Source organism: Kordiimonas pumila (assembly GCF_015240255.1).
In the GTDB taxonomy this organism is placed as follows: Bacteria; Pseudomonadota; Alphaproteobacteria; order Sphingomonadales; family Kordiimonadaceae; genus Kordiimonas; species Kordiimonas pumila.
Window position 1 is genome coordinate 2,962,501 of sequence record NZ_CP061205.1, and the last position, 19,420, is coordinate 2,981,920.

21 protein-coding genes and 1 pseudogene (1 of these 22 cut by a window edge) are annotated in these 19,420 nt (G+C 44.8%); 7 read left to right on the forward strand and 15 right to left on the reverse strand.

Annotated elements, in window-relative coordinates:
* From ICL80_RS13070 to ICL80_RS13080, 3 genes are all read left to right on the forward strand, one after another.
* Positions 1 to 434, forward strand: the 3' portion of a protein-coding gene (locus ICL80_RS13070) for a DUF2975 domain-containing protein (protein WP_194212968.1). The gene continues 97 nt to the left of window position 1, outside the view; 434 of the gene's 531 nt are visible here — the last part of the coding sequence; the start codon falls outside the window, past its left edge; it ends in the stop codon at positions 432 to 434.
* A gap of 13 nt (positions 435 to 447) precedes the next feature.
* Positions 448 to 663: a helix-turn-helix domain-containing protein gene (locus tag ICL80_RS13075; protein ID WP_194212970.1), complete on the forward strand. Its 216-nt coding sequence runs from the start codon at positions 448 to 450 to the stop codon at positions 661 to 663.
* Positions 664 to 746: 83 nt separating this feature from the next.
* On the forward strand, positions 747 to 1,952 hold the full coding sequence (locus tag ICL80_RS13080; protein ID WP_194212972.1) for a TIGR04063 family PEP-CTERM/XrtA system glycosyltransferase: 1,206 nt from the start codon (positions 747 to 749) through the stop codon (positions 1,950 to 1,952).
* 20 nt (positions 1,953 to 1,972) lie between these two features.
* Here ICL80_RS13080 and ICL80_RS13085 read toward each other — a convergent pair whose 3' ends face one another.
* Positions 1,973 to 2,401 carry a CBS domain-containing protein gene (locus tag ICL80_RS13085; RefSeq protein WP_194212974.1) on the reverse strand — a complete coding sequence of 143 codons (429 nt, stop codon included), beginning with the start codon at positions 2,399 to 2,401 and terminating at the stop codon, positions 1,973 to 1,975.
* Positions 2,402 to 2,565: 164 nt separating this feature from the next.
* On the opposite strand from ICL80_RS13085, the gene ICL80_RS13090 reads away from it, so the two are divergent.
* From ICL80_RS13090 to ICL80_RS13100, 3 genes are read left to right on the forward strand one after another with little or no spacing between them, the layout of a single operon-like run.
* Positions 2,566 to 2,826: a hypothetical protein gene (locus tag ICL80_RS13090; RefSeq protein WP_194215944.1), complete on the forward strand. Its 261-nt coding sequence runs from the start codon at positions 2,566 to 2,568 to the stop codon at positions 2,824 to 2,826.
* A gap of 5 nt (positions 2,827 to 2,831) precedes the next feature.
* On the forward strand, positions 2,832 to 3,986 hold the full coding sequence (locus ICL80_RS13095) for a mechanosensitive ion channel family protein (protein ID WP_194212976.1): 1,155 nt from the start codon (positions 2,832 to 2,834) through the stop codon (positions 3,984 to 3,986).
* Positions 3,976 to 4,353 carry an acyl-CoA thioesterase gene (locus ICL80_RS13100; RefSeq protein WP_194212978.1) on the forward strand — a complete coding sequence of 126 codons (378 nt, stop codon included), beginning with the start codon at positions 3,976 to 3,978 and terminating at the stop codon, positions 4,351 to 4,353. The genes ICL80_RS13095 and ICL80_RS13100 overlap by 11 nt, the downstream gene beginning before the upstream one ends.
* Positions 4,354 to 4,379: 26 nt before the next feature.
* On the opposite strand, the gene ICL80_RS13105 is transcribed toward ICL80_RS13100, so the two are convergent.
* Positions 4,380 to 4,724 carry a hypothetical protein gene (locus ICL80_RS13105; RefSeq protein ID WP_194212980.1) on the reverse strand — a complete coding sequence of 115 codons (345 nt, stop codon included), beginning with the start codon at positions 4,722 to 4,724 and terminating at the stop codon, positions 4,380 to 4,382.
* 105 nt (positions 4,725 to 4,829) lie between these two features.
* On the opposite strand from ICL80_RS13105, the gene msrA reads away from it, so the two are divergent.
* Positions 4,830 to 5,300, forward strand: a complete 471-nt coding sequence (msrA, locus tag ICL80_RS13110) for a peptide-methionine (S)-S-oxide reductase MsrA (protein ID WP_194212982.1) — start codon at positions 4,830 to 4,832, stop codon at positions 5,298 to 5,300.
* A gap of 10 nt (positions 5,301 to 5,310) precedes the next feature.
* Here msrA and ICL80_RS13115 read toward each other — a convergent pair whose 3' ends face one another.
* From ICL80_RS13115 to ICL80_RS13175, 13 genes and pseudogenes are all read right to left on the reverse strand, one after another.
* On the reverse strand, positions 5,311 to 5,781 hold the full coding sequence (locus ICL80_RS13115) for a transcriptional repressor (RefSeq protein WP_228073520.1): 471 nt from the start codon (positions 5,779 to 5,781) through the stop codon (positions 5,311 to 5,313).
* Positions 5,782 to 5,903: 122 nt separating this feature from the next.
* Positions 5,904 to 7,058 carry a rod shape-determining protein RodA gene (gene rodA, locus ICL80_RS13120; protein WP_194212986.1) on the reverse strand — a complete coding sequence of 385 codons (1,155 nt, stop codon included), beginning with the start codon at positions 7,056 to 7,058 and terminating at the stop codon, positions 5,904 to 5,906.
* Positions 7,058 to 8,917: a penicillin-binding protein 2 gene (gene mrdA, locus ICL80_RS13125; protein ID WP_194212987.1), complete on the reverse strand. Its 1,860-nt coding sequence runs from the start codon at positions 8,915 to 8,917 to the stop codon at positions 7,058 to 7,060. The genes rodA and mrdA overlap by 1 nt, the downstream gene beginning before the upstream one ends.
* 3 nt (positions 8,918 to 8,920) lie before the next feature.
* Entirely contained in the window at positions 8,921 to 9,427 is a 507-nt protein-coding gene (gene mreD, locus ICL80_RS13130) for a rod shape-determining protein MreD (RefSeq protein WP_194212988.1), read from the reverse strand.
* The gene (gene mreC / locus ICL80_RS13135) at positions 9,427 to 10,332 is read right to left on the reverse strand and encodes a rod shape-determining protein MreC (protein WP_194212989.1); all 906 of its coding nucleotides are present in this window, start codon (positions 10,330 to 10,332) and stop codon (positions 9,427 to 9,429) included. The genes mreD and mreC overlap by 1 nt, the downstream gene beginning before the upstream one ends.
* Before the next feature lie 76 nt (positions 10,333 to 10,408).
* Positions 10,409 to 11,443 (reverse strand): rod shape-determining protein, encoded by a 1,035-nt coding sequence (locus ICL80_RS13140; RefSeq protein ID WP_194212990.1) that lies wholly within the window; start codon positions 11,441 to 11,443, stop codon positions 10,409 to 10,411.
* A 461-nt stretch (positions 11,444 to 11,904) separates the two neighbouring features.
* Complete coding sequence (locus tag ICL80_RS13145; RefSeq protein WP_194212991.1) at positions 11,905 to 12,399, reverse strand: outer membrane beta-barrel protein; 495 nt, start codon at positions 12,397 to 12,399, stop codon at positions 11,905 to 11,907.
* Between the two features lie 260 nt (positions 12,400 to 12,659).
* On the reverse strand, positions 12,660 to 14,204 hold the full coding sequence (locus ICL80_RS13150) for a 2-isopropylmalate synthase (RefSeq protein ID WP_194212992.1): 1,545 nt from the start codon (positions 14,202 to 14,204) through the stop codon (positions 12,660 to 12,662).
* Between the two features lie 433 nt (positions 14,205 to 14,637).
* The gene (locus tag ICL80_RS13155; protein ID WP_194212993.1) at positions 14,638 to 15,561 is read right to left on the reverse strand and encodes a hypothetical protein; all 924 of its coding nucleotides are present in this window, start codon (positions 15,559 to 15,561) and stop codon (positions 14,638 to 14,640) included.
* A 3-nt stretch (positions 15,562 to 15,564) separates the two neighbouring features.
* Entirely contained in the window at positions 15,565 to 16,044 is a 480-nt protein-coding gene (locus ICL80_RS13160) for a putative periplasmic lipoprotein (RefSeq protein ID WP_194212994.1), read from the reverse strand.
* 2 nt (positions 16,045 to 16,046) lie between these two features.
* Positions 16,047 to 17,675 carry a hypothetical protein gene (locus ICL80_RS13165; RefSeq protein WP_194212995.1) on the reverse strand — a complete coding sequence of 543 codons (1,629 nt, stop codon included), beginning with the start codon at positions 17,673 to 17,675 and terminating at the stop codon, positions 16,047 to 16,049.
* A 64-nt stretch (positions 17,676 to 17,739) separates the two neighbouring features.
* On the reverse strand, positions 17,740 to 18,393 hold the full coding sequence (locus tag ICL80_RS13170) for a penicillin-binding protein activator LpoB (protein WP_228073525.1): 654 nt from the start codon (positions 18,391 to 18,393) through the stop codon (positions 17,740 to 17,742).
* Positions 18,394 to 18,639: 246 nt separating this feature from the next.
* A pseudogene (locus ICL80_RS13175) lies at positions 18,640 to 19,415 on the reverse strand (SDR family NAD(P)-dependent oxidoreductase).
* Between the last annotated feature and the right edge of the window lie 5 nt (positions 19,416 to 19,420).

A 19,420-nucleotide genomic window follows, 5' to 3' on the forward strand; every position in this document is an offset into this window, starting at 1 on the left:
AAAGTGATTACACTTTTATAGCCCAACATGAAATTCTTGCGGATTATGGTGGCTTAAGCGCCTTAACACAGTGGCAAAAGATAGCAGGGTTTGCCGTTGTTGCTCTACCTGCTCTTATATTGGCCGGTGCTTTGGTTTACTTACTGCGCCTTATAACCATGATCGAAAACAACGCATGGCTTAGTGAAGCATGTGAAAGTGCCTGTCAAAAATTTGGCCAAGCCATGATATGGTTTGTCGTTACACAATTCCTGCACCGCACGGTCCTGATTCTTATCATTACAGCAACATACCCAGAAGGGCAGAAAGAGCTTAGCATTAGTATATCCAGTCATGACATCTTTGCCCTACTCCCTGCTATTTTTGCTTTTGTTTTTGCTCATATTGTTCATGTTGCCCGCCAGCAACAAGAAGAACTTGACCAGATTATATAGCGGGAAAGCCTGGATGCCCATTATTGTAAAGCTTGATATATTACTGGCCGAACGCAAGGTGAAATCGAAAGACCTTGCTGCGCACATAGGCATTACTGAAGCCAACTTAAGCCTTTTAAAGTCAGGAAAAGTGAAAGGCATACGATTTGGCACACTGGAGGCAATCTGTGCCTACCTTGAGTGCCAACCTGCTGACATCTTAATATTCACACCAGATACCGACACCTAATCCACATATTGGATGATGTACATTTAAGATAATAGTATGCATAGTACGCCTATTCATTATTATCATTAGTAAATAAAGTTCATATGCGCATACTACATATTCTGGACCATTCGCTCCCAAAACATAGCGGTTATGTTTTCCGCACTATGTCGATTATGCATCAACAAAAGGCGATGGGATGGAACCCTGTTCTATATACGACTGCGCGGCACGGAAACACAGACCAGTTTGAAGAACTGATCGAAGGCTGGACAATATACCGAACACCAAATGATGGTTCACACCTACGCTTGCCCGCAGGCTTACAGTATATACAAGAAATGCGGTTGACGAAAAACCGGCTTAAAATACTCATACCTGAAATAAAACCAGACATCATTCACGCACATTCGCCAGTTTTGAACTTTTTCCCTGCAAATAAAGTGCGAGGTAAAATTCCTATAGTTTATGAAGTAAGGGCTTTTTGGGAAGATGCTGCCGTTGACCTTGGAACGACAAAAGCAAAAAGTTTACGCTATAGGATAAGCCGCGGCCTTGAGACCAGAGCTTTTAAAAAGGCAACAGCCGTTACAGCCATTTGCGAAGGCCTAAAACAAGACATTATTGCCCGTGGCATTGCAGAGGATAAAGTTACTCTTATTCCTAATGCTGTCGACATCAAAAAGTTCCCGCTTATAGCGCACAAAAACGAAACGCTCGCACAAAGCCTGAAGCTGCAAAACAAAATAGTGTTAGGCTTCATTGGGTCTTTTTATGCCTATGAGGGGTTACTCTTTCTGGTCAAAGCCTTGCCTGAGCTTATTAAAATGCAACCCGACATTCGCTTGCTTCTTGTCGGCGGCGGGCCAGATGAGGAAAAGCTTAAACAATTAACAAATGATCTAAACTTAACAGAGCATGTAATTTTTACGGGCCGCGTTCCTCATGATACAGTGAGAGACTATTATAGCCTTACCGATATTATGGTTTATCCGCGCCACTCAATTAGGCTAACAGAGACTGTTACCCCTTTAAAACCCCTTGAAGCAATGGCAATGGGCAAGCTTGTGCTCGCATCTGACATAGGTGGTCACCGCGAACTGATCCAGCAAAATATCAACGGCAAGCTGTTTGAGGCAGATAACAGTGAAAGCCTAGTCAATGTATGCAATAGCCTGATTGAAAACAGAGACACATGGCCTGCTATCATAACGGCAGGCCGGTCTTATGTAGAAACAGAACGTAACTGGCAAAAAAGCGTGAGCAACTATGTATCTGTTTATAATACATGCTTTAGGGCTAGAAGCTAAGGTGCTTGTATCTATTATTTCTAGGCAGACGCGATATATTCTTTCAAAGCGCTAGCTTCTTTTTCAGTTTCAGCCATCCGTTCTTTCACAACGTCACCAATAGATATCATGCCGATAAGTTCGTTGTTGTCCATAATAGGAATATGGCGAATCCGGCGTTCTGTCATCATAGACATAAGCTTGTGAATAGAATCATCCGGTGTGCAGGTAAAAACCGATTTGGTCATCAAGCTTTCCACCTTATCGGCCAGAACCGAACCACCACGAATTGCCAGACCACGCATAATATCGCGCTCTGATATAATCCCGGCAAGTTTTCCTTTTGACATAACAGGAATAGCACCAATTCGTCGTTCACCAAGGAGTTTTGCAACATCCATAATAGTAGCAGCAAGATCGATAGAAATTATCTCAGAAACTTTACTGTCCAGTATACGACGAACTGTCATGGCATATCTCCTTATTAATATAGGCATAAACAGTATGCACCTGTTTTACGGAAGAATCAAAGCCATATGCTCCCTGCGGTGAATGCTCGCAGGGGAGCGTACAATCTTGCAATTCCTCTTATATATGCTTAGGCCTAAGCAACAAACCTGTTAGGAACCCAAAAGTGAAACAAAAGATTCTCATACTTCTGGCTGTATGCTTCGGCGTTAGCATTATATCATATGTCTTGTTGGCTGCTTATATAAACTACCTTGGCATTGAAATGTCATTCCATGGCTATATTGCCATGGGGCTAGGTATCTTTTTTGCTTATGCTGTTGGCGGGGGGTTAATGGCTTTACTCTTTTTCTCCAACAGGTCAGGTCATGATGAGGCCGCTTACCACATTCATAAAAGCCATGAAAAACGCGATATGCAGGAATAAGTGCCGTGAATAGTGAAAAACTAACTGACTTTTTAAACCTTGTGAAAGATGTTTGGAGCAATGGCCTTTACGGCGTTGACATTGGCCAAATCCTGATTGCTGTATGTATAATTCTGTTATCCTATGCTGTTCGCAACCTATTTACCTATTTTGTGTTTAAACGTTTTCAGCGCTGGGCTGCAGGCACTGCAACCCACTTAGACGATTCTATTCTTGAGGCTGCGGCAGCCCCCTTGCGCTTCATACCTATTGTACTAGGCGTATTTTTGGCTACCAGTAGTCTTGAAATGGATGAAAAAACGAGCTTCTTCTTCTCAAGCCTCAACCGCTCACTTGTAGCCTTTACAATATTTTGGGCACTATACCAGATATCAGAGCCGGTTAGTGAATTGCTCCAACAGGCTGACCGTTTTTTAACTGCCTCAATGATTCAGTGGCTTTCAAAAGCGATCAAGGTAGCTTTTGCTTTACTTGGTGCTGCTACTATCCTTGAGATTTGGGGTATTGAAGTTGGGCCTCTGATTGCAGGCTTGGGGCTTTTTGGTGTTGCCGTAGCCCTTGGTGCTCAAGATTTGTTCAAAAATCTTATTGCTGGCCTGTTTGTGCTTGGTGAAAAACGCTTTCAGCCCGGTGACTGGATCTTGGTAAAAGGCATTGTTGAAGGAACAGTAGAGCATATTGGGTTTCGTACCACGACGGTACGGCGGTTTGATAAAGCGCCCGTTTATGTACCCAATTCAGAACTTGCCGATAATGCAGTCACCAACTTTTCCCGGATGACCTTCCGCCGTATCAAATGGGTAATTGGGCTCAAGTATGATTCAACATCCGAACAGCTCACTCATGTTCGAGCAGCAATTGAAGTATATCTGCAAAGCAATACAGACTTTGCCCAGCCTGACGAAACAGCGACATTTGTACGTATTGACCAGTTTTCAGCCAGTTCAATTGATATCCTGCTCTATTGTTTCACCAAAACAACATCGTGGCTTGAATGGCTGGCCATCAAAGAAAAACTTTTGTTGCATATCAAAACAGTTGTAGAGGAAGCAGGCACAGGCTTTGCCTTTCCAAGCAGAAGCCTATATATCGAAGCTTTAGGTGAAAACCTTGAAATACCGCAGCTACCATACGGAAAGGGTAATGAGAATGACAGATGAGCGCCGTGTAACCCTGCGGGCGATACCCCAGCCATCAGACCTGAATGTAAATGGTAATATCTTCGGAGGATGGATTTTATCACAGATGGATTTAGCAGGTGGCGACACCGCAAGCACGTATGCAGAAGGCCCTGTTGCCACCGTTGCGATTGAGGGTATGACGTTTCATACCCCTATATTGGTTGGGGATGTTATTAGTGTTTATGCTGAGATCGAAAAAGTAGGCAAAACATCAATGACTGTGGCACTTGATGTTTATGCCGAGCGCGGCATTGTACGCACACGCTATAAAGTAACGGAAGGCCGCTATATTTTTGTCGCAATTGATGAGAATGGGCGCCCGAAAGCTATACCTAAAAAGGCCTAACGCCACCTTTACGCCACGACATAATCTTACTGTGCAGGTTGGCCAACAACAATACCCGCTTTTTCAATTTCAGCTGTGCAATAATTTGCAATAGTATCTAAAAGTTTTCGGTTTTCGGGCTTTAAATCATTTTTTGAAAGCTCTACCGAAAGATCAAGGTACTGTGAGAAGTCCAACCTTTTGGAAAACTCTGCTACAGTGCAGTCGCAGAGCGGCTTGCATGTAGTTTCACCAAAGCCCGGTACGCAGTCTTTTAAACAGCGTTGTTTATCAAGCTCCAGCAAATCCTTTGGGATTATGTCAGCTTTTGCAGTCAGTGATGTTAAACCGCACATCATAAATACTGCATACAAAAATAGCTTCTTAGGCATCACTTCACTTCTCCCCAAATTTTTACTGGATAATACTCGACAATTATAAAAAGCAATCCCATATTCAATACAGTCATAACCTAGGATATGAAAAGGGTCAAAATAATGGCAACGGCAACATTTGGTGCAGGCTGCTTTTGGGGCGTAGAAGAAGTTTTTAGGACAACAAAGGGTGTAATCGATACATCTGTTGGCTATATGGGCGGGCATTTGAATGACCCAACCTATAAGGATGTGTGCACAGATACAACGGGACATGCTGAAGTTGTACAGGTCCAATTCGACCCTAATATCATCTCTTATAATACACTTCTTGACTTATTTTTCGAGAATCACAACCCAACTCAGCTCAACCGGCAAGGACCGGATTATGGTACACAGTATCGTTCTGTAATTTTCTGTGAAGACAGTGAACAAACAACCCTTGCTGAAAAAAAACGGGCTGAACTCATAAAAGCCGAAAAATACGATAAACCTATAGTAACGGTGATAGAACCGGTAAGAACATATTGGCCCGCTGAGGAGTATCATCAAAAGTATTTACTGCGCCGTGGCCTATCTGTCTGCCACATATGATAGAGCCATTTTAGCTGCCACTAATTCCCGTGCATGTTTGACAAAGACCATGCAACTCTAATGTCTGCCTTCGAATGGTAAAAAAAGCAGCCCTTGCAGCTTCCGTTACGGCCTCGCCCAAAGCATCGGTCATAACTTCCTGTACGGTTTCACATTTATCACAAATCAGAAACTGGCTAATATGCTGGTCGCCTGGGTGCGGACATCCAATATAGGCATTCAGGGATTGAATTTTATGAACCAGCCCTTCTTCCATCAAGAAATCAAGTGCTCGGTAGACCGTCGGCGGCTTAGCTGACCCACCTTCAACAGCAAGTTGGTCTAGTAAATCATATGCTTTTACGGCTTTATGGCCTTGCCAGATCATGACGAGTATTTGTTTGCGGAGCTTTGTAAAGCGCGACCCACGCGCATTACATAGCCGCTCCGCCTCGGCAACAGCCTGGTCTACACATAGCGTATGATCATGCTTTTTTGGCACCAACTTCCCCTTAACTTTACAGGACTTAACTGTACCCTGCCTTACAGCAACTCAATAGCATATTGTTAGTGAGACGGCTACGTCAATGATGTACAACAGCTCTTCAGTATGCCTGCACCTTATTACCCAATACCACTGCCACGCGGTGCCAATGTAACATGGCGGTGAATAGCAACAGAGAGAATAAGCCCGAAAGCAACCGACCATGTGAGCATGGCAGACCCCCCGTATGAAATAAGCGGCAATGGCACACCAACAACCGGCATAAGCCCCATCACCATACCCACATTTATAAACACATATAAAAATAGAGTAATCGCCAACCCTGAAGCCATAAGCCTGCCGAACTGATTTCTACACCCAATACCAATGAGCAAGGCATAAATCAAAACTGTGGCATACATAGTTAAAACAACAATCGCGCCAACAAGACCAAACTCCTCTACCAACACGGTAAAGATAAAATCAGTTTTCATTTCAGGTAAAAAATTCAAATGGCTTTGGGTACCCTCCATAAAACCTTTGCCCATAAGCCCCCCTGAGCCAAGAGCAATTTTTGATTGTGTTATCTGATACCCTGCTCCTAATGGGTCTGCTTCAGGGTTCAGAAATGTCAAAACCCGGTCACGCTGATAGCTTTTCATTAATTGCCACACAATAGGAACTGCCGCTGTAACACTAACCCCGGCAGCTACAAAAATCCATGCAGGCAACCCGCTTAAAAACAGAATAGAGGCTCCGCCCATAATGATCATAAGGCCTGTACCAAAATCAGGCTGCCTGATAACCAAAAGTGCTGGGATAAAAATAAGGATAAAGGGTATAAATAGTGACCTTAGACTACGAGCCTGATCATAGGTACGGCCATGAAAGTACCGTGCAAGCGCCATAATAACTGCAATTTTGACAAGCTCGGAAGGCTGAATACGCATAACCCCAATATCAAGCCAGCGCTGCCCCCCCATACCAGTAGCCCCAATAAACTCAACCAGCACAAGCAACAATAAGCCTAAGACCCATGCAGGATAAGCCATTGCCATCCAGTAGCGAATATCAGTTACAGCAATAACCAGCATTAGAATAAACGCAAAGCCAAAGCGCACGGTATGACGTGATGCCCAAGGTTCCCAGTACCCGCCAGAAACAGAATAAAGCATGGCAACACCAACACCTGCAAGGCACACAATCAAGGCAATAATTCCCCAATTCAAGCTAGCCAAACGCTGATATAGGCTTTTGTCTACCCTTCTAGGGCCAAACATCCGTGTAGTGCCCATTACAGTTGCCCCTCATCAAGCTCTTTTGCATCCATAAGTTCAAGTGCTTTGTCCATAACGGCACGGGCTATAGGCGCCGCTACTTTCGAACCGCCGCCGCCGTGCTGCACCAGCACAGCGACCGCAACACGGGGCGCCTCTACTGGCGCAAACCCCACAAACAATGCATGGTCCCGCGCGCCCCAAGGTAATTCATTATTATCCAGCACTCCTGTTACTCGCTCTTCTTTTGTAATGCGACGAACCTGTGCTGTACCTGTTTTACCTGCCTGTTTTATGGCGCTCTTTGGCCTGCGGTAATCGTGTGCGGTACCGCCTGCAGCCATAACCATTTCCATACCTTTTCTAACAATACGCAAGTGTAAGGGGTTAACATCCAATTGGTTAAAAACACCATCTGCGCTGAACTCGAGCTGATCCGACCGTTTTAAAACATCATTCTCACGGATCAATAAAGGCCGCACACTCATACCCGATGCAATGCGAGATACCATTACAGCCAATTGCAAGGGTGTAACAAGCATGGCTCCCTGACCAATCGCCACATTTAACGTGTCTCCAAGTTGCCAGTTTTGCTGTAAAAAAACGGACTTCCAGCGTCTATCTGGCACCAAGCCTGGTTTTTCACCGTCCACCCCCAATTCAAAACTTTCGCCAAGGCCGAAACGACGGCTCATATCGGCGATCATATCAACGTCCAGCCTTTCTGCTATTTCATAGAAATAAACATCGCAGCTATTGGATATGGCCCCAAGTAGATCCAGTGTTCCGTGCCCCCCTCTTTTCCAACAGTGAAAGGTATGGTCGCCCAGTTTATGGTTGCCATTACAGTAAAACTTTGTGTCCTGCGTAATGATACCGTGCTCAAGCGCCGCAAGAGCAATAACCATTTTAATGGTTGAACCCGGCGGATACTGCCCAGACAAGCACTTGTTCAAAAGAGGCTTTCTCGGGTCATTCAGTAAACCCTGCCAATTCTCTTGACTAATACCCCGGTTAAACTCATTCGGGTCGTAACTGGGCGCGGACGCAAGTGCCAGCACGTCACCTGAATTGACATCCATAGCAACCACGCCTGCCGCATTCTCATTTAATTGCTCCAAAGCATAGCTTTGCAGATTTATATCAAGCGCCAAATGCAAGTCATTGCCTTTTACAGCCTCTTCCTTGGGAGGCAGATCTCGAATTTCACGCCCTACAGCATTCACTTCAACACGGCGTGTGCCCGCTGTGCCGCGCAGATAATTTTCAAAACGTTTTTCAATGCCCTGTCGCCCCACCTTGAAACCGGGGAGTCGGTACATGGGGTGGAGGCGAACTTCTTCCTCGTCGGGTGATGCTAAATACCCAACGATATGAGCAACTTCATACCCTTTTGGATAAAACCGAGATAATCCAGCAGTTGTTTCAACACCGGGCAATTCAGGCATTGCAACATTCACCTTTGAAAACGTTTGCCAATCAAGCCCCTGTGCCACCGTAACCGGGAAAAACTTTCGCTGCCTGCTAATTTGCCGCCGCACACGGGTTAAGCGTCTTTCATCCAACTTAACTATGCGCCCCAGTTTTTGCAAAGTAGCAACCACATCGTGCGCCTGTTCCGGGATTAAAAAAACGCTAAAATCTGGGCGGTTTGTAGCAATTTTTATGCCGTTACGGTCAAGGATTTCGCCGCGCTCTGGCGGCGTAAGGCGAATAGAAATACGATTTTTTTCTGCCCGTAATTTATATTGCTCACCGTTTACAATGGACAAATAATATAGCCGCCCAGCAAGGGCTGTAAAAGCAAGCCCTTTTGCTCCTGCCAATAAAAAAGCTCGCCGGCTAAAGGTTTGGTATCTAAGGCCCTCTCTTGCCATCGCTTACCACGCCCAGCGCCTAAGGCGCCCCAGAAGAAAAGCAACAGGGGCGTAGGAAAAGGCTGTTACAAGCCACTGCATCAAGACCGGTTTAATTGGCCAAAATTCGCTATGAATAGCCGAAAACAGTATCCATGAAATCAAATATAGTCCGCACGACATAACGGCAAAAACACCCCAGTGCACTGCCCTGTTACGGCCTTTATAATGTTTAAGCTGATTCAGTACAAAAAGACGCGTTAAAAGCAACAACAACATATTAAGCCCTAACGGTACATTAAGCCATAGGTCAATACACAAGCCTAAAACTGCACAGGCTCCGTAAGGCATTAACAGCGGCCGTGAGGATAACCAGTAAAATATAGAGATCATAACAAGATGCGGCATAATAATATTAGAGGCGCCACTACCAATGGGCAGCAGCATTAAAATTGCCATGAAAAAAGTAATACTAACTGGTAAAAAACCAACAGGGCCGCTGGACACTATGGCAGATCTAGCTTTTGCCATTATTCTGCACCCTCTTCCGTTGTCGTATTACTCGTGCCTTCTTCCAGAAGTCCCTCAGCTAAGTCAGCCGTTTCAGGCAATGTGCTGTAGGCCATAATGCGTACATGATCAAGCCTGCCCAAAAGCCCTACAGGCTCAAGAAAAATATAGTCCCCATCAATATGGCTAACTCTTGCCACCGGCAAATCAGGAGGGAAAACGCCGCCATGACCAGAGGTAATAACCCTGTCACCAATTTCAACATGAATATTCTTTGCCAAATACTGAAGCCGCAGATAAGCCTCATTTTGCCCCTCGGCAATGGCAACATCACCGGTACGTTCGAGACGAACAGGCACACGGCTATTTAGATCAGTAATCAGCAGAACTCTGCTTGTTAAATATCCTACCTGAATAACACGGCCAATAAGACCATTTTCATCAACGACCGGCTGGCTATTTTTTACGCCGTCACCTTGCCCGGCATTGGTAAGAATGCTGCGTTCAAAACTACCCCCACCAACACCAATAACACGAGCTGTTGCTGCGGGAGGAATTTCTCGTTTGGGCACTTTTAAGATTTTGCGCAACGTTTCATTTTCGCGGCTCAACTGCATTGCCGCCTGACGCCACTGTTTAAGGCGTTCGTTTTCCCCGCGTAAATCTTCATTTTCCTGATAAATATCAGACACGCCAGCTAGTCGCTCGAGGCCAGACTGGGCAATTCTAACAGGGCGCTCAAGCGTGCTTAAAACAGGGCTTACAATATCGCTGGCAATCGCACGTATCTGTGACGGTACGCCAGAGCCAAAAAGCTCCAAGCCCAAAAATACAAGCGTAATAAGAAAATAAAACCAAAGAGTCTCTCTACCGCGGCCCGTGCGACGTACGCCGGACCCACCACTTGATCCCCCTCGTGACAGCAAGAGCGGTTTCAGAAGACATCCTCCTCGTAGAATAAAACCGGCTTTCCCGCAGAAGCCGGTTTATCAATTCTTTGTTCTAATAGCTCTCAGTCAAAACCAGACGCAGCTTTTCATCTTCAAGGGCACGACCAGTGCCAAGTGCAACGCAGGTAAGCGGTTCCTCTGCAACCGTTACAGGCAAACCTGTTGCGCGCCGAATAACAGTATCAATATTCTGCAACAAGCCACCGCCACCGGTTAAAACAACACCCCGGTCCACAATATCGGCCGCCAATTCAGGCGCCGTTTGCTCTAGCGCAACTTTAACACCCTCAACAATAGCGCTCACAGGCTCAGAGAGTGCTTCAGCCACTTGCAACTGATTAATTTCAAGCTCTTTTGGCACACCGTTCATCAGGTCACGCCCCTTAATGGTCATAACAGCGCCGACACCGTCTTCAGGCACAAGTGCCGTGCCAATTTCTTTCTTGATTCGTTCTGCTGTTGCTTCACCAATCAGCAGATTATGGTTTCGGCGAATATACCCAATGATGGCTTCATCCATTTTATCGCCGCCAACACGCACAGATGTGGCAAACACAATTCCGCAAAGAGAAATAACAGCCACTTCTGTTGTACCACCGCCAATATCAACAACCATAGAACCCTGTGGCTCTGTAACTGGCAAACCAGCCCCAATAGCAGCCGCCATTGGTTCATCTATAAGGTAAACTTTACGGGCACCAGCCTGCTCTGCCGATTCCTGAATAGCTTTTCTTTCAACAGCAGTAGACCCCGAAGGCACACATACAACAACTTCAGGGGCAGCGAATGAACGGTTATGAACTTTTTGGATAAAATGCTTAATCATCTGTTCGGCGACATGGAAATCAGCAATGACACCATCGCGTAGCGGGCGTATTGCCTGAATACCGCTAGGTGTGCGCCCCAGCATGAGCTTAGCCTCATCGCCTACCGCCAGTACACGGTCGCGTCCGTTTTCACTTTTAATTGCAACAACTGACGGTTCATTAAGCACAATGCCCCGTCCTTTAACATAAACAAGGGTGTTGGCTGTACCCAGATCAATGGCCATGTCAGATGAAAACATGCCGAGCAGCTTAGATAGCATTTATCCGCCTCTTATGGTTAAAGGCCCCAAGGACCTTTTTATATGGTTACAATATCGGTTATGGGACAGTTGGCTTAAGGAAACAAGAGTTCTTACACATGAATACGGCAAGTTTGTGTTTTTTCATGCATTTTTCTGGTTTTTCGGCAAAATAAAGGCCTGTGTGATGCTCAGTATGAGTTTTATTCACTTCTGGTTAAGCTTGGATCAATTTCAAAAAGATTTCACAGATTAAATATGCTTGGCGCTGTAATCGGGCACGGCGCTACTATAGTAGCCTTACAGAAAATGTTCTGCCTTTCACAATTGTTGGCCAAAAACCTACCAAGGTTAATAAAATACGCTTTGGTGCCGCAATCATAATGGCGGGGTCAGTAAATCTTCACGACATTCCTGAATAGAAAAAGAAAAGATAAACCCCGAAAAATCGGGGTTTATCTCCATATATAAAAGCTAAAGGCCTAGAAGCGAGCAAGAACGCCAAGACCAAACTGCGTATCGTCAAAGCCAGCTGTAATAACCTGACCCCGTACGCTGAAGCGGCTTGACAAAGCATACTCGTAACCAGCCTTTACAGCATAGTCATCACCGGTAACACTAACACCAAAAGCTGAAGCTTTTGCTTTAGTATAGCCACCACCAACGTACACAAGGCCTTTTTTATCTTCGCCAACAACCAGACCAACAGTACCGGTTACAGACCAGATATGATCAAGATAATCAACATCTGCGCTACCAAAAGCACCTTCAACACCTAGAACAATGTTGTTTTCGAGCTGGATACGACCGCCAGCAAAACCGCCATATGAAATACCGTCAAGGCCGCCAGAGAAATCAGCATAGCCAAGTTCTGCACCAACATAGGCACCATTAAAGAGTTTTGCATCATCTGCATGTGCAGAAAATGCGACAGACGTTGCAAGCGCAGCCAATGCTACTTTAAAAATATTTTTCATGAAATTTTTTCCCATTAACTAAATACAATTGCATTTATAAATGCGCGTCTTTCTAGTCAGAGGGATGCCTTAAAGGCAATTAAATTACCTTCAAAAACAGGGGCTTATTATTTATTACCTCAATATTGTTGCAATAATACAACTTATAGTTGATTTATCATATAATGACTTTATTTCAATGAGTTAAAACGCGCCAAAAACGCACAAGAGCGCCAAAAGGCGCCCTTGAATTGTTCTTATAATAGTAATGCAATAATGGCTTATTTAGGGCCAGGGGCTGATTTATCACGCTTCACCAAAAGCTTATTCACAGCAGAAACATAAGCACGCGCCGCAGCGGTTACTGTATCTTCGTGCGCACCCTGCCCGTTGACGGTTCGCCCCTCATGCTCAAGGCGCACTGTGCATTCTGCCTGTGCATCTGTGCCATGCGTAACAGCATGAACCTGAAAGAGCTGTAAGTGCGGTTCAAAGCCAATCAGTTCCTTAATAGCAACGAACGCAGCATCAACTGGGCCTGAGCCATACGTAACGGTTTTTTTCTTTTCACCGTCAATTGTCATTGTCAGGTCAGATACAGCACTGCCCAAACTTGAAGAGTAAGTGTTCAGGGACAAAACCTGCATGCGATTTGCGCTTGTGGCAACTTCGTCGTCTACGAGCGCAATAATATCTTCGTCGTAAATATTTTTCTTGCGGTCACCAAGCGCCTTAAAACGTCGGAAACATTCCTGAAAAGCATTATCGCCCAGTTCATAGCCTAAATCTTTAAGCTTATCTGCAAAAGCATGACGGCCTGAGTGCTTACCCATCGTAAGGGATGATTTCATAAGCCCAATAGATGCTGGTGTCATAATTTCATATGTTTCAGCATTTTTTAGCATACCATCCTGGTGAATACCGCTTTCATGCGCAAAGGCATTTGCACCAACAATAGCCTTGTTATTCTGTACCGCAAACCCGGTAACAGTTGAAACAAGCTTGCTGGCTCGCATTATCTCTGGCGTTACAATGCGGGTATGAAAGGGTAGCGCGTCACCACGCGTTTTAATCGCCATCACAACCTCTTCCATAGCAGCGTTGCCCGCACGCTCACCAATACCATTGATGGTGCATTCAATCTGCCGGGCACCGCCTGCAACACCCGCAAGCGAATTTGCAACAGCAAGGCCCAAATCATTATGACAATGGGTCGAAAAAATAGCCTTATCTGCATTTGCTACATTCGCAATAACCGACCGGAACATCGCCATATATTCATCTGGCGTCGCATATCCCACAGTATCGGGCAGGTTAATTGTGGTAGCCCCCGCCTTGATCGCTGTTTCAATAGCCCGGTACAAAAACGGTAATTCACTGCGGGTCGCATCTTCTGCCGACCATTCTACATCATCTGTATATTTGCGAGCATGACTTACCGATTTATGGATCGCTTCGATCACGTCTTCTGGGTCCATTTGCAGCTTCACCTGCATATGAAGAGGACTTGTTGCAATAAATGTGTGAATGCGGCCAGATTTTGCTGGCTTAATCGCCTCGCCTGCACGTTCAATATCACCAAGCGCTGCACGCGCTAGGGAACACACTGTCGAATTTTTTATTTGCTCTGCAATTTTTTGAACACATTCAAAATCACCATTTGAAGCAATGGCAAAACCGGCTTCAATCACATCAACTTTCATCGCCTCCAATACTTCGGCAATTCTGAGTTTTTCTTCAAGCGTCATTGACGCGCCCGGTGACTGTTCACCATCGCGCAGTGTCGTGTCAAAAATCCGCACACGGTTAGCTTCACTGTGTGACATAATTCTACTTCCTGATATTTATTAAAAGACTGAAATTAAGGTATCAGTTGGCACTACCCTTAAACACCGAAGCACATATCTGAATGTACTCTTGCCTGCGTGCTTAAGGGCCAATTAGTCGACCAGCACCCAGTAGAAGAAGGAGGCTTAGTAGAAGAGAAAAAGAAAGCAGCAAAGCACGAGCATGGCCCGCACGTGCTGCAGATATAACAGCAGCCTTCGCACGACGGCGATGGGATGGGATGTTATGTCTTTCTCTTACAGTCATTCTAAATCTATTAATAGCCTACACAAATATTGTTCATAGTTCATATCTATTCATACGATTTATCAGATTATCACCGATAAGCAAGAGGCAAATCAACTATTCTTTCCATTAATCTGGTAAAAAGGCGGCACAAGGCCGCCTTCCCTTTGGTTGGAATTACGACATTTACTCCATGGCAAACATCATGCGCCAATAGTCAGTTATCTCGCGCATTGTATCAATCGCCAACTGCTTCCCTATAGTTTGGTCAGAAAAACCTTCCCTATTAACGTTTCTAACAAAACCATTCGATGTTGCCTCATAACTTACGGTATCAATTGTCGGAGGCATCGCTTCTGTAAATACGCTAGCTAAGGTTTCGCCCGTTTCAATAACAACAACATTTGCTTGAAACGCAAGCCCTGTTTCGCTCTCAAAACTTGGGGTTAAAACAATTTCAACCAACAGGTCTGCCTTGCCTACTATGGCAGATGTTTCAAGCGCATGCGTATTTATTTTTTCATCAGCTTTGGCGGTAACACCGGTCGTTCTTATAGCCATTTCACGGTTAATAAGCCTAGCGCCACCTTTAATAAACATGCTCTTAAAGCTGCTTTCAAGCTTCATATTAATAAGCTCGTCAAGGTTTTTTCTTGCCTCATCCTTGTTCATCCGTGCCACACCTACCTGATCAACACGTGTAGCTTCGACTGTTGAGCCTGAGATATCAACCGAACGCCGAGAGGTTGCGGAAACCCCAGCTCCTGTCCATGTTCCACCTACAACACTGGTACTATCGCGCCCATATGCGGATATAGAACCACCTGTTGCCTCTGCCTGTTTAGCCTGGTAATCAATATAATATGTTACTACTTCATCGGATAATTCTCTATTCCAGAACAGAATAAATTTAGGCCTGTTCATACGCTTATTTTCTTTAAAAAAAGCACGTACAATATCCATTTGATTAGGCAATTCAGGCGGCGGTGCTTTCTGCATAACAGGTGGTACATTCGTTCGTTCCTGAGCGAAAGAGGCCTGCCCAACACCTAAAAGGGAAAAGCATGAAATCACCCCTGCATTCATTAGCAGCCTACTAAGTTTTCTCATGCTTTAATCTCCCTCATCAACTTCTATCAAATAATACCCAACATCAGGTAACATGGATTTTTCCGTATATACTTGCGTAGATTTTGGCGACAAGAACAGTCGTTTCCATATTGATGTTGGTTCACTTGGCATCTGGCTTAAATCCATAAAAGATGTACGAACAAGAATCTCTTGATCATAATCTGTACAATTCACCAATCTGGCCATCACTTCCACTGTCCCTGTAGGAGACATGCGCGCAAAAACAGCCTGCGGCATAATCTTTTTGCGAATATTTTTGTCAACAATTTGTACGCTATTTAGTGCTACAGGTGTCATTATACTAGGCACATCTGTCACAAGCGCAGGCTTTGGTGGCCCCAGCTTTTTAAGCGGCCTAAAATCACACTTCAATGTATCAGCAGATACTGAAGGTACAATAGCGCCACCAAACACTAAACCGACCACGACCACCCGTGATAAAAACTTTCTTAAGAACGTCATTTTCATAACCCTGCTTTCTGAATAACACTAGGTGCTTCATTCGCCAGCCAGCCTCTAAAGGCAACATCCTTTTCTTGGATGGTTTTCTTCTGCTTGCGTATTTGGCTCCAACTATACCGTGCACCAGGGCTGGATTCTGGTACAGACAATGCGCTTCTTGACCTGCTCCAGACTACACCACACTCTGGCGTACCCCCTATCATGATAGCACTGGCAGAATTGGCAATGTCCATGCCATTTTGGCCTGAGTATATAGTCTCAACTTTAGCATCAGGCATATAATGTAAAGCCTCTGACCCTACCAGAATATCTTGCGGCAATGTATCCCACATACGAATATCCGCATCAGGCTTTGATGCATTGGCGATGCCTTTAAATATGCCTCCAATAAGCATAATTCCGGCGCCGGCAAGCGCTGCATCACTATCCCCTGAATATATACCAGCCAGAGCGGTTGCCGCTCCTACAGTTGTCGCAACATCTCCCACTGTATCTGTTGTTTTCTTAAACTGGGCCTTGCCCTCTAAAATACCATCAATGGGGCGCCCCCCTCTGGTAGAAGACTGCCAATATAAATCTGAAGCTAACACTACAGGGATAGACTTTTGAGCACCCGTTCTATTGGTAATCACATAAGTTGCGCTTGTTTCACCATAGCGCTCATCCGGCTTAAATTTGAGTATTTCGTTATATTCACCCTCACCATACTTGATAGGCCCTGCCCGCAACTCTGCGATAAAGAGAGTATTATGACTATCTTCAGGCAGCAATAACTGGCTATTCACATCCGCTGCTCGCTGGAATGATTCCGCCGCATCACGCCCCTGACAGTGTAATGACCAACCATCGAGATAGTTTAACACTGCAAAGTCCGCTTGAAACTCTTCCTCATCAGCCACGGTATCCTGATACTCACCCGCACGAAATACCGCACGGGCATTTTCAAAATCACCTTCTCGCAGATAGAGTAATCCTCGATAGTAATATGCCATAGCGCGCTCATAAGGCTCGCCTTTAAAGTCTTTTATTTTTTCAGCCTTAAACTTTGATTTTGCAGCTTTTGCTTCAGGATTATTCGCATAAATGGATTCAATTCGGTCAATACTGCGATCCAAAGCCCATGCTGCGTGATCATAAAGACCAACCTCCATCGCAGCAAGCCCAAGCCTGTCAAAGTTCAGTGCAGCATTGCGCTCACCTTCAATATAAAGGCTACGATAAAAAGGAATTAATGCCTGTGGCTTATCAGCCAAAAATCTTTCAATTTCATATGGGTAAGGACCTAAACCATACTCTTTCTCAAGCTTTTTTTGTAAAGCTGCCAAACTCTTTCTTCTTTGTTTCAGCGCTTTCTTATTCGCCTTTGAAAGAGATTTATATTCTAACTTCGCTACTTTCAGCTCTGATTTTAGGGATACTTTTTCATCCTTAGATAAATCTTTCTGCGACAAGCGAGCTGACAGATTAGCTATATGATCAAACAAAAACTGCTCCCTACTCTGGTCTGCAGGGCTAACAACAGGATCATTTTGTAGATGATAGTATTCCAAACTGTCATCTGCCATCAAAGGAACAGAACTAAGCGCGGCTGCAATAACGATTGCAGACACAGAACTTCTTACATTAAACATGAGACCCCCCGTATCTGTAAAAAGAAAAACAGCGCCGAATAAGGCGCTGTTTAAGAAGTTATATCTATCTATAAACTATATCGTCTGCTGCTGCTTTCGATAGCTCGTACATACCACTCCAAACAATAACCCCCCGTTCCAAATCAACCATTTCAAAAGTAATTTGCGTATACCGTTGCATCAGCCCAGTAGCAGCATCCCTACTATCAGCCGATGCAATCGTTCCGCCCAAGCGATAATCTCCACCCGCTTGAGCTGCGGTTGTGCCCTGCGTACCAGTATCTACAACACCATCACGTTTCAGGTTACGCTCTTGCTCGACCATATTAGCATAATTACGACCAACAAAAACCATGCGCCCAAGCGATGCTCTATTAAGGTTCACTCGCAAACGGTTTGTAATCAGGTCCTTATTCATACGCTGCGTGCTGTCATTCACAAAAAAACCACTATCAATAATAACCTGCGGTGGATTTGCGGCATTAGCCAACATTGGATTAGAGAGCATATCTCGTACCATTTGGTCTGTCATTGCCTGAATATCTTGCCCCTCAATTCCGATCCCAGAAACTGCGCCTTGACGACTTGGGTCCTGAACAGTCGTTGCAACTCCAGGAGAATTGTTTACTGCTGGTCCGCACGCAACAAGACCTGCGCTCGCCCCAATAATAAGTAAAGCTTGCTTGCCTCGATTAATTGAAAAGAAACTACCCATCATATTCACCCCCATCCATCAACTATAAAGCTAGGTTTTATAGTTGATCGCACTGTAAAATAACAATTTAAAGATTCAAAAATACACTTAAGGTAATATGCAGCTATTAAAATTCCTTGGTCAAGATAATTTAAATACAATTTTAAATATTCATGCCGACCACCATATCCTGTTATTATACAAGCCCCCACAAAAGGAATAGCATGCTATTACTATCCCTTTAGGCTGTGTATTTACGTCAAGAGTGCATTACAGGAACATGCCACCAGAAGCCTCAAGGCGTTGACCATTGATCCAGCGGTTATCGCCAGACAAAAAGGCACTGACCACCTTGCCAATATCATCTGGTAGACCAACACGACCCAAGGCTGTTTGCTGTGCTATCGCTTGGTTCATAAGTTTATTATCACGTACAACACCGCCGCCAAAATCTGTTTCAATCGCACCAGGCGCTACGACATTCACTGTTATATTGCGGCTGCCAAGCTCTTTGGCCATATAGCGTGTCATCACTTCAACAGCGCCTTTCATTGCAGCATAAGCCGCATACCCCGGCATGCTAAACCTTGTAAGGCCTGAGGAAACATTTAAAATACTGCCGCCATTTGTGATAAGCGGTAATAAAGACTGAGAAAGAAAAAATGGCCCTTTCATATGTATATTCATCATCATATCAAACTGCTCTACCGATGTGTCAACATACGGTACATTAACCCCAGCACCCGCATTATTCACCAGATAATCAAATGTGTCCCTGCCCCAAGTTTCATGTAGAACAGTCTTTAAAGCATCAGCAAAAGCAACAAAGGAAGCTTGCTTGGCAACATCTAGCTGTAAAACACCAGCCTTGCAGCCCATCCCGCGAACAGCCAAAGCCGTCGCATCAGCCTCTTTTTGTTACTGTGATATGTAATAATGCTATCAATGCCTTTACTGGCGAGATGCAGCGCCATACTCCGGCCTAGACCACGGCTTCCCCCAGTGATAACAACAATTTTCCTTACTGTGTGCTTTTTTTGGTGCATGACAT

What these genes read in the sequence shown, in the direction of transcription:
- ICL80_RS13075 (WP_194212970.1), top strand. Translation starts at nt 448, where the DNA reads ATGCCCATTATTGTAAAGCTTGATATATTACTGGCCGAACGCAAGGTG.
- ICL80_RS13080 (WP_194212972.1), top strand. Translation starts at nt 747, where the DNA reads ATGCGCATACTACATATTCTGGACCATTCGCTCCCAAAACATAGCGGT.
- ICL80_RS13085 (WP_194212974.1), bottom strand. Translation starts at nt 2,401, where the DNA reads ATGACAGTTCGTCGTATACTGGACAGTAAAGTTTCTGAGATAATTTCT.
- ICL80_RS13100 (WP_194212978.1), top strand. Translation starts at nt 3,976, where the DNA reads ATGACAGATGAGCGCCGTGTAACCCTGCGGGCGATACCCCAGCCATCA.
- ICL80_RS13105 (WP_194212980.1), bottom strand. Translation starts at nt 4,724, where the DNA reads ATGCCTAAGAAGCTATTTTTGTATGCAGTATTTATGATGTGCGGTTTA.
- msrA (WP_194212982.1), top strand. Translation starts at nt 4,830, where the DNA reads ATGGCAACGGCAACATTTGGTGCAGGCTGCTTTTGGGGCGTAGAAGAA.
- rodA (WP_194212986.1), bottom strand. Translation starts at nt 7,058, where the DNA reads ATGGGCACTACACGGATGTTTGGCCCTAGAAGGGTAGACAAAAGCCTA.
- mrdA (WP_194212987.1), bottom strand. Translation starts at nt 8,917, where the DNA reads ATGGCAAGAGAGGGCCTTAGATACCAAACCTTTAGCCGGCGAGCTTTT.
- mreD (WP_194212988.1), bottom strand. Translation starts at nt 9,427, where the DNA reads ATGGCAAAAGCTAGATCTGCCATAGTGTCCAGCGGCCCTGTTGGTTTT.
- ICL80_RS13140 (WP_194212990.1), bottom strand. Translation starts at nt 11,443, where the DNA reads ATGCTATCTAAGCTGCTCGGCATGTTTTCATCTGACATGGCCATTGAT.
- ICL80_RS13145 (WP_194212991.1), bottom strand. Translation starts at nt 12,399, where the DNA reads ATGAAAAATATTTTTAAAGTAGCATTGGCTGCGCTTGCAACGTCTGTC.
- ICL80_RS13150 (WP_194212992.1), bottom strand. Translation starts at nt 14,204, where the DNA reads ATGTCACACAGTGAAGCTAACCGTGTGCGGATTTTTGACACGACACTG.
- ICL80_RS13155 (WP_194212993.1), bottom strand. Translation starts at nt 15,561, where the DNA reads ATGAGAAAACTTAGTAGGCTGCTAATGAATGCAGGGGTGATTTCATGC.
- ICL80_RS13160 (WP_194212994.1), bottom strand. Translation starts at nt 16,044, where the DNA reads ATGACGTTCTTAAGAAAGTTTTTATCACGGGTGGTCGTGGTCGGTTTA.
- ICL80_RS13165 (WP_194212995.1), bottom strand. Translation starts at nt 17,675, where the DNA reads ATGTTTAATGTAAGAAGTTCTGTGTCTGCAATCGTTATTGCAGCCGCG.
- ICL80_RS13170 (WP_228073525.1), bottom strand. Translation starts at nt 18,393, where the DNA reads ATGATGGGTAGTTTCTTTTCAATTAATCGAGGCAAGCAAGCTTTACTT.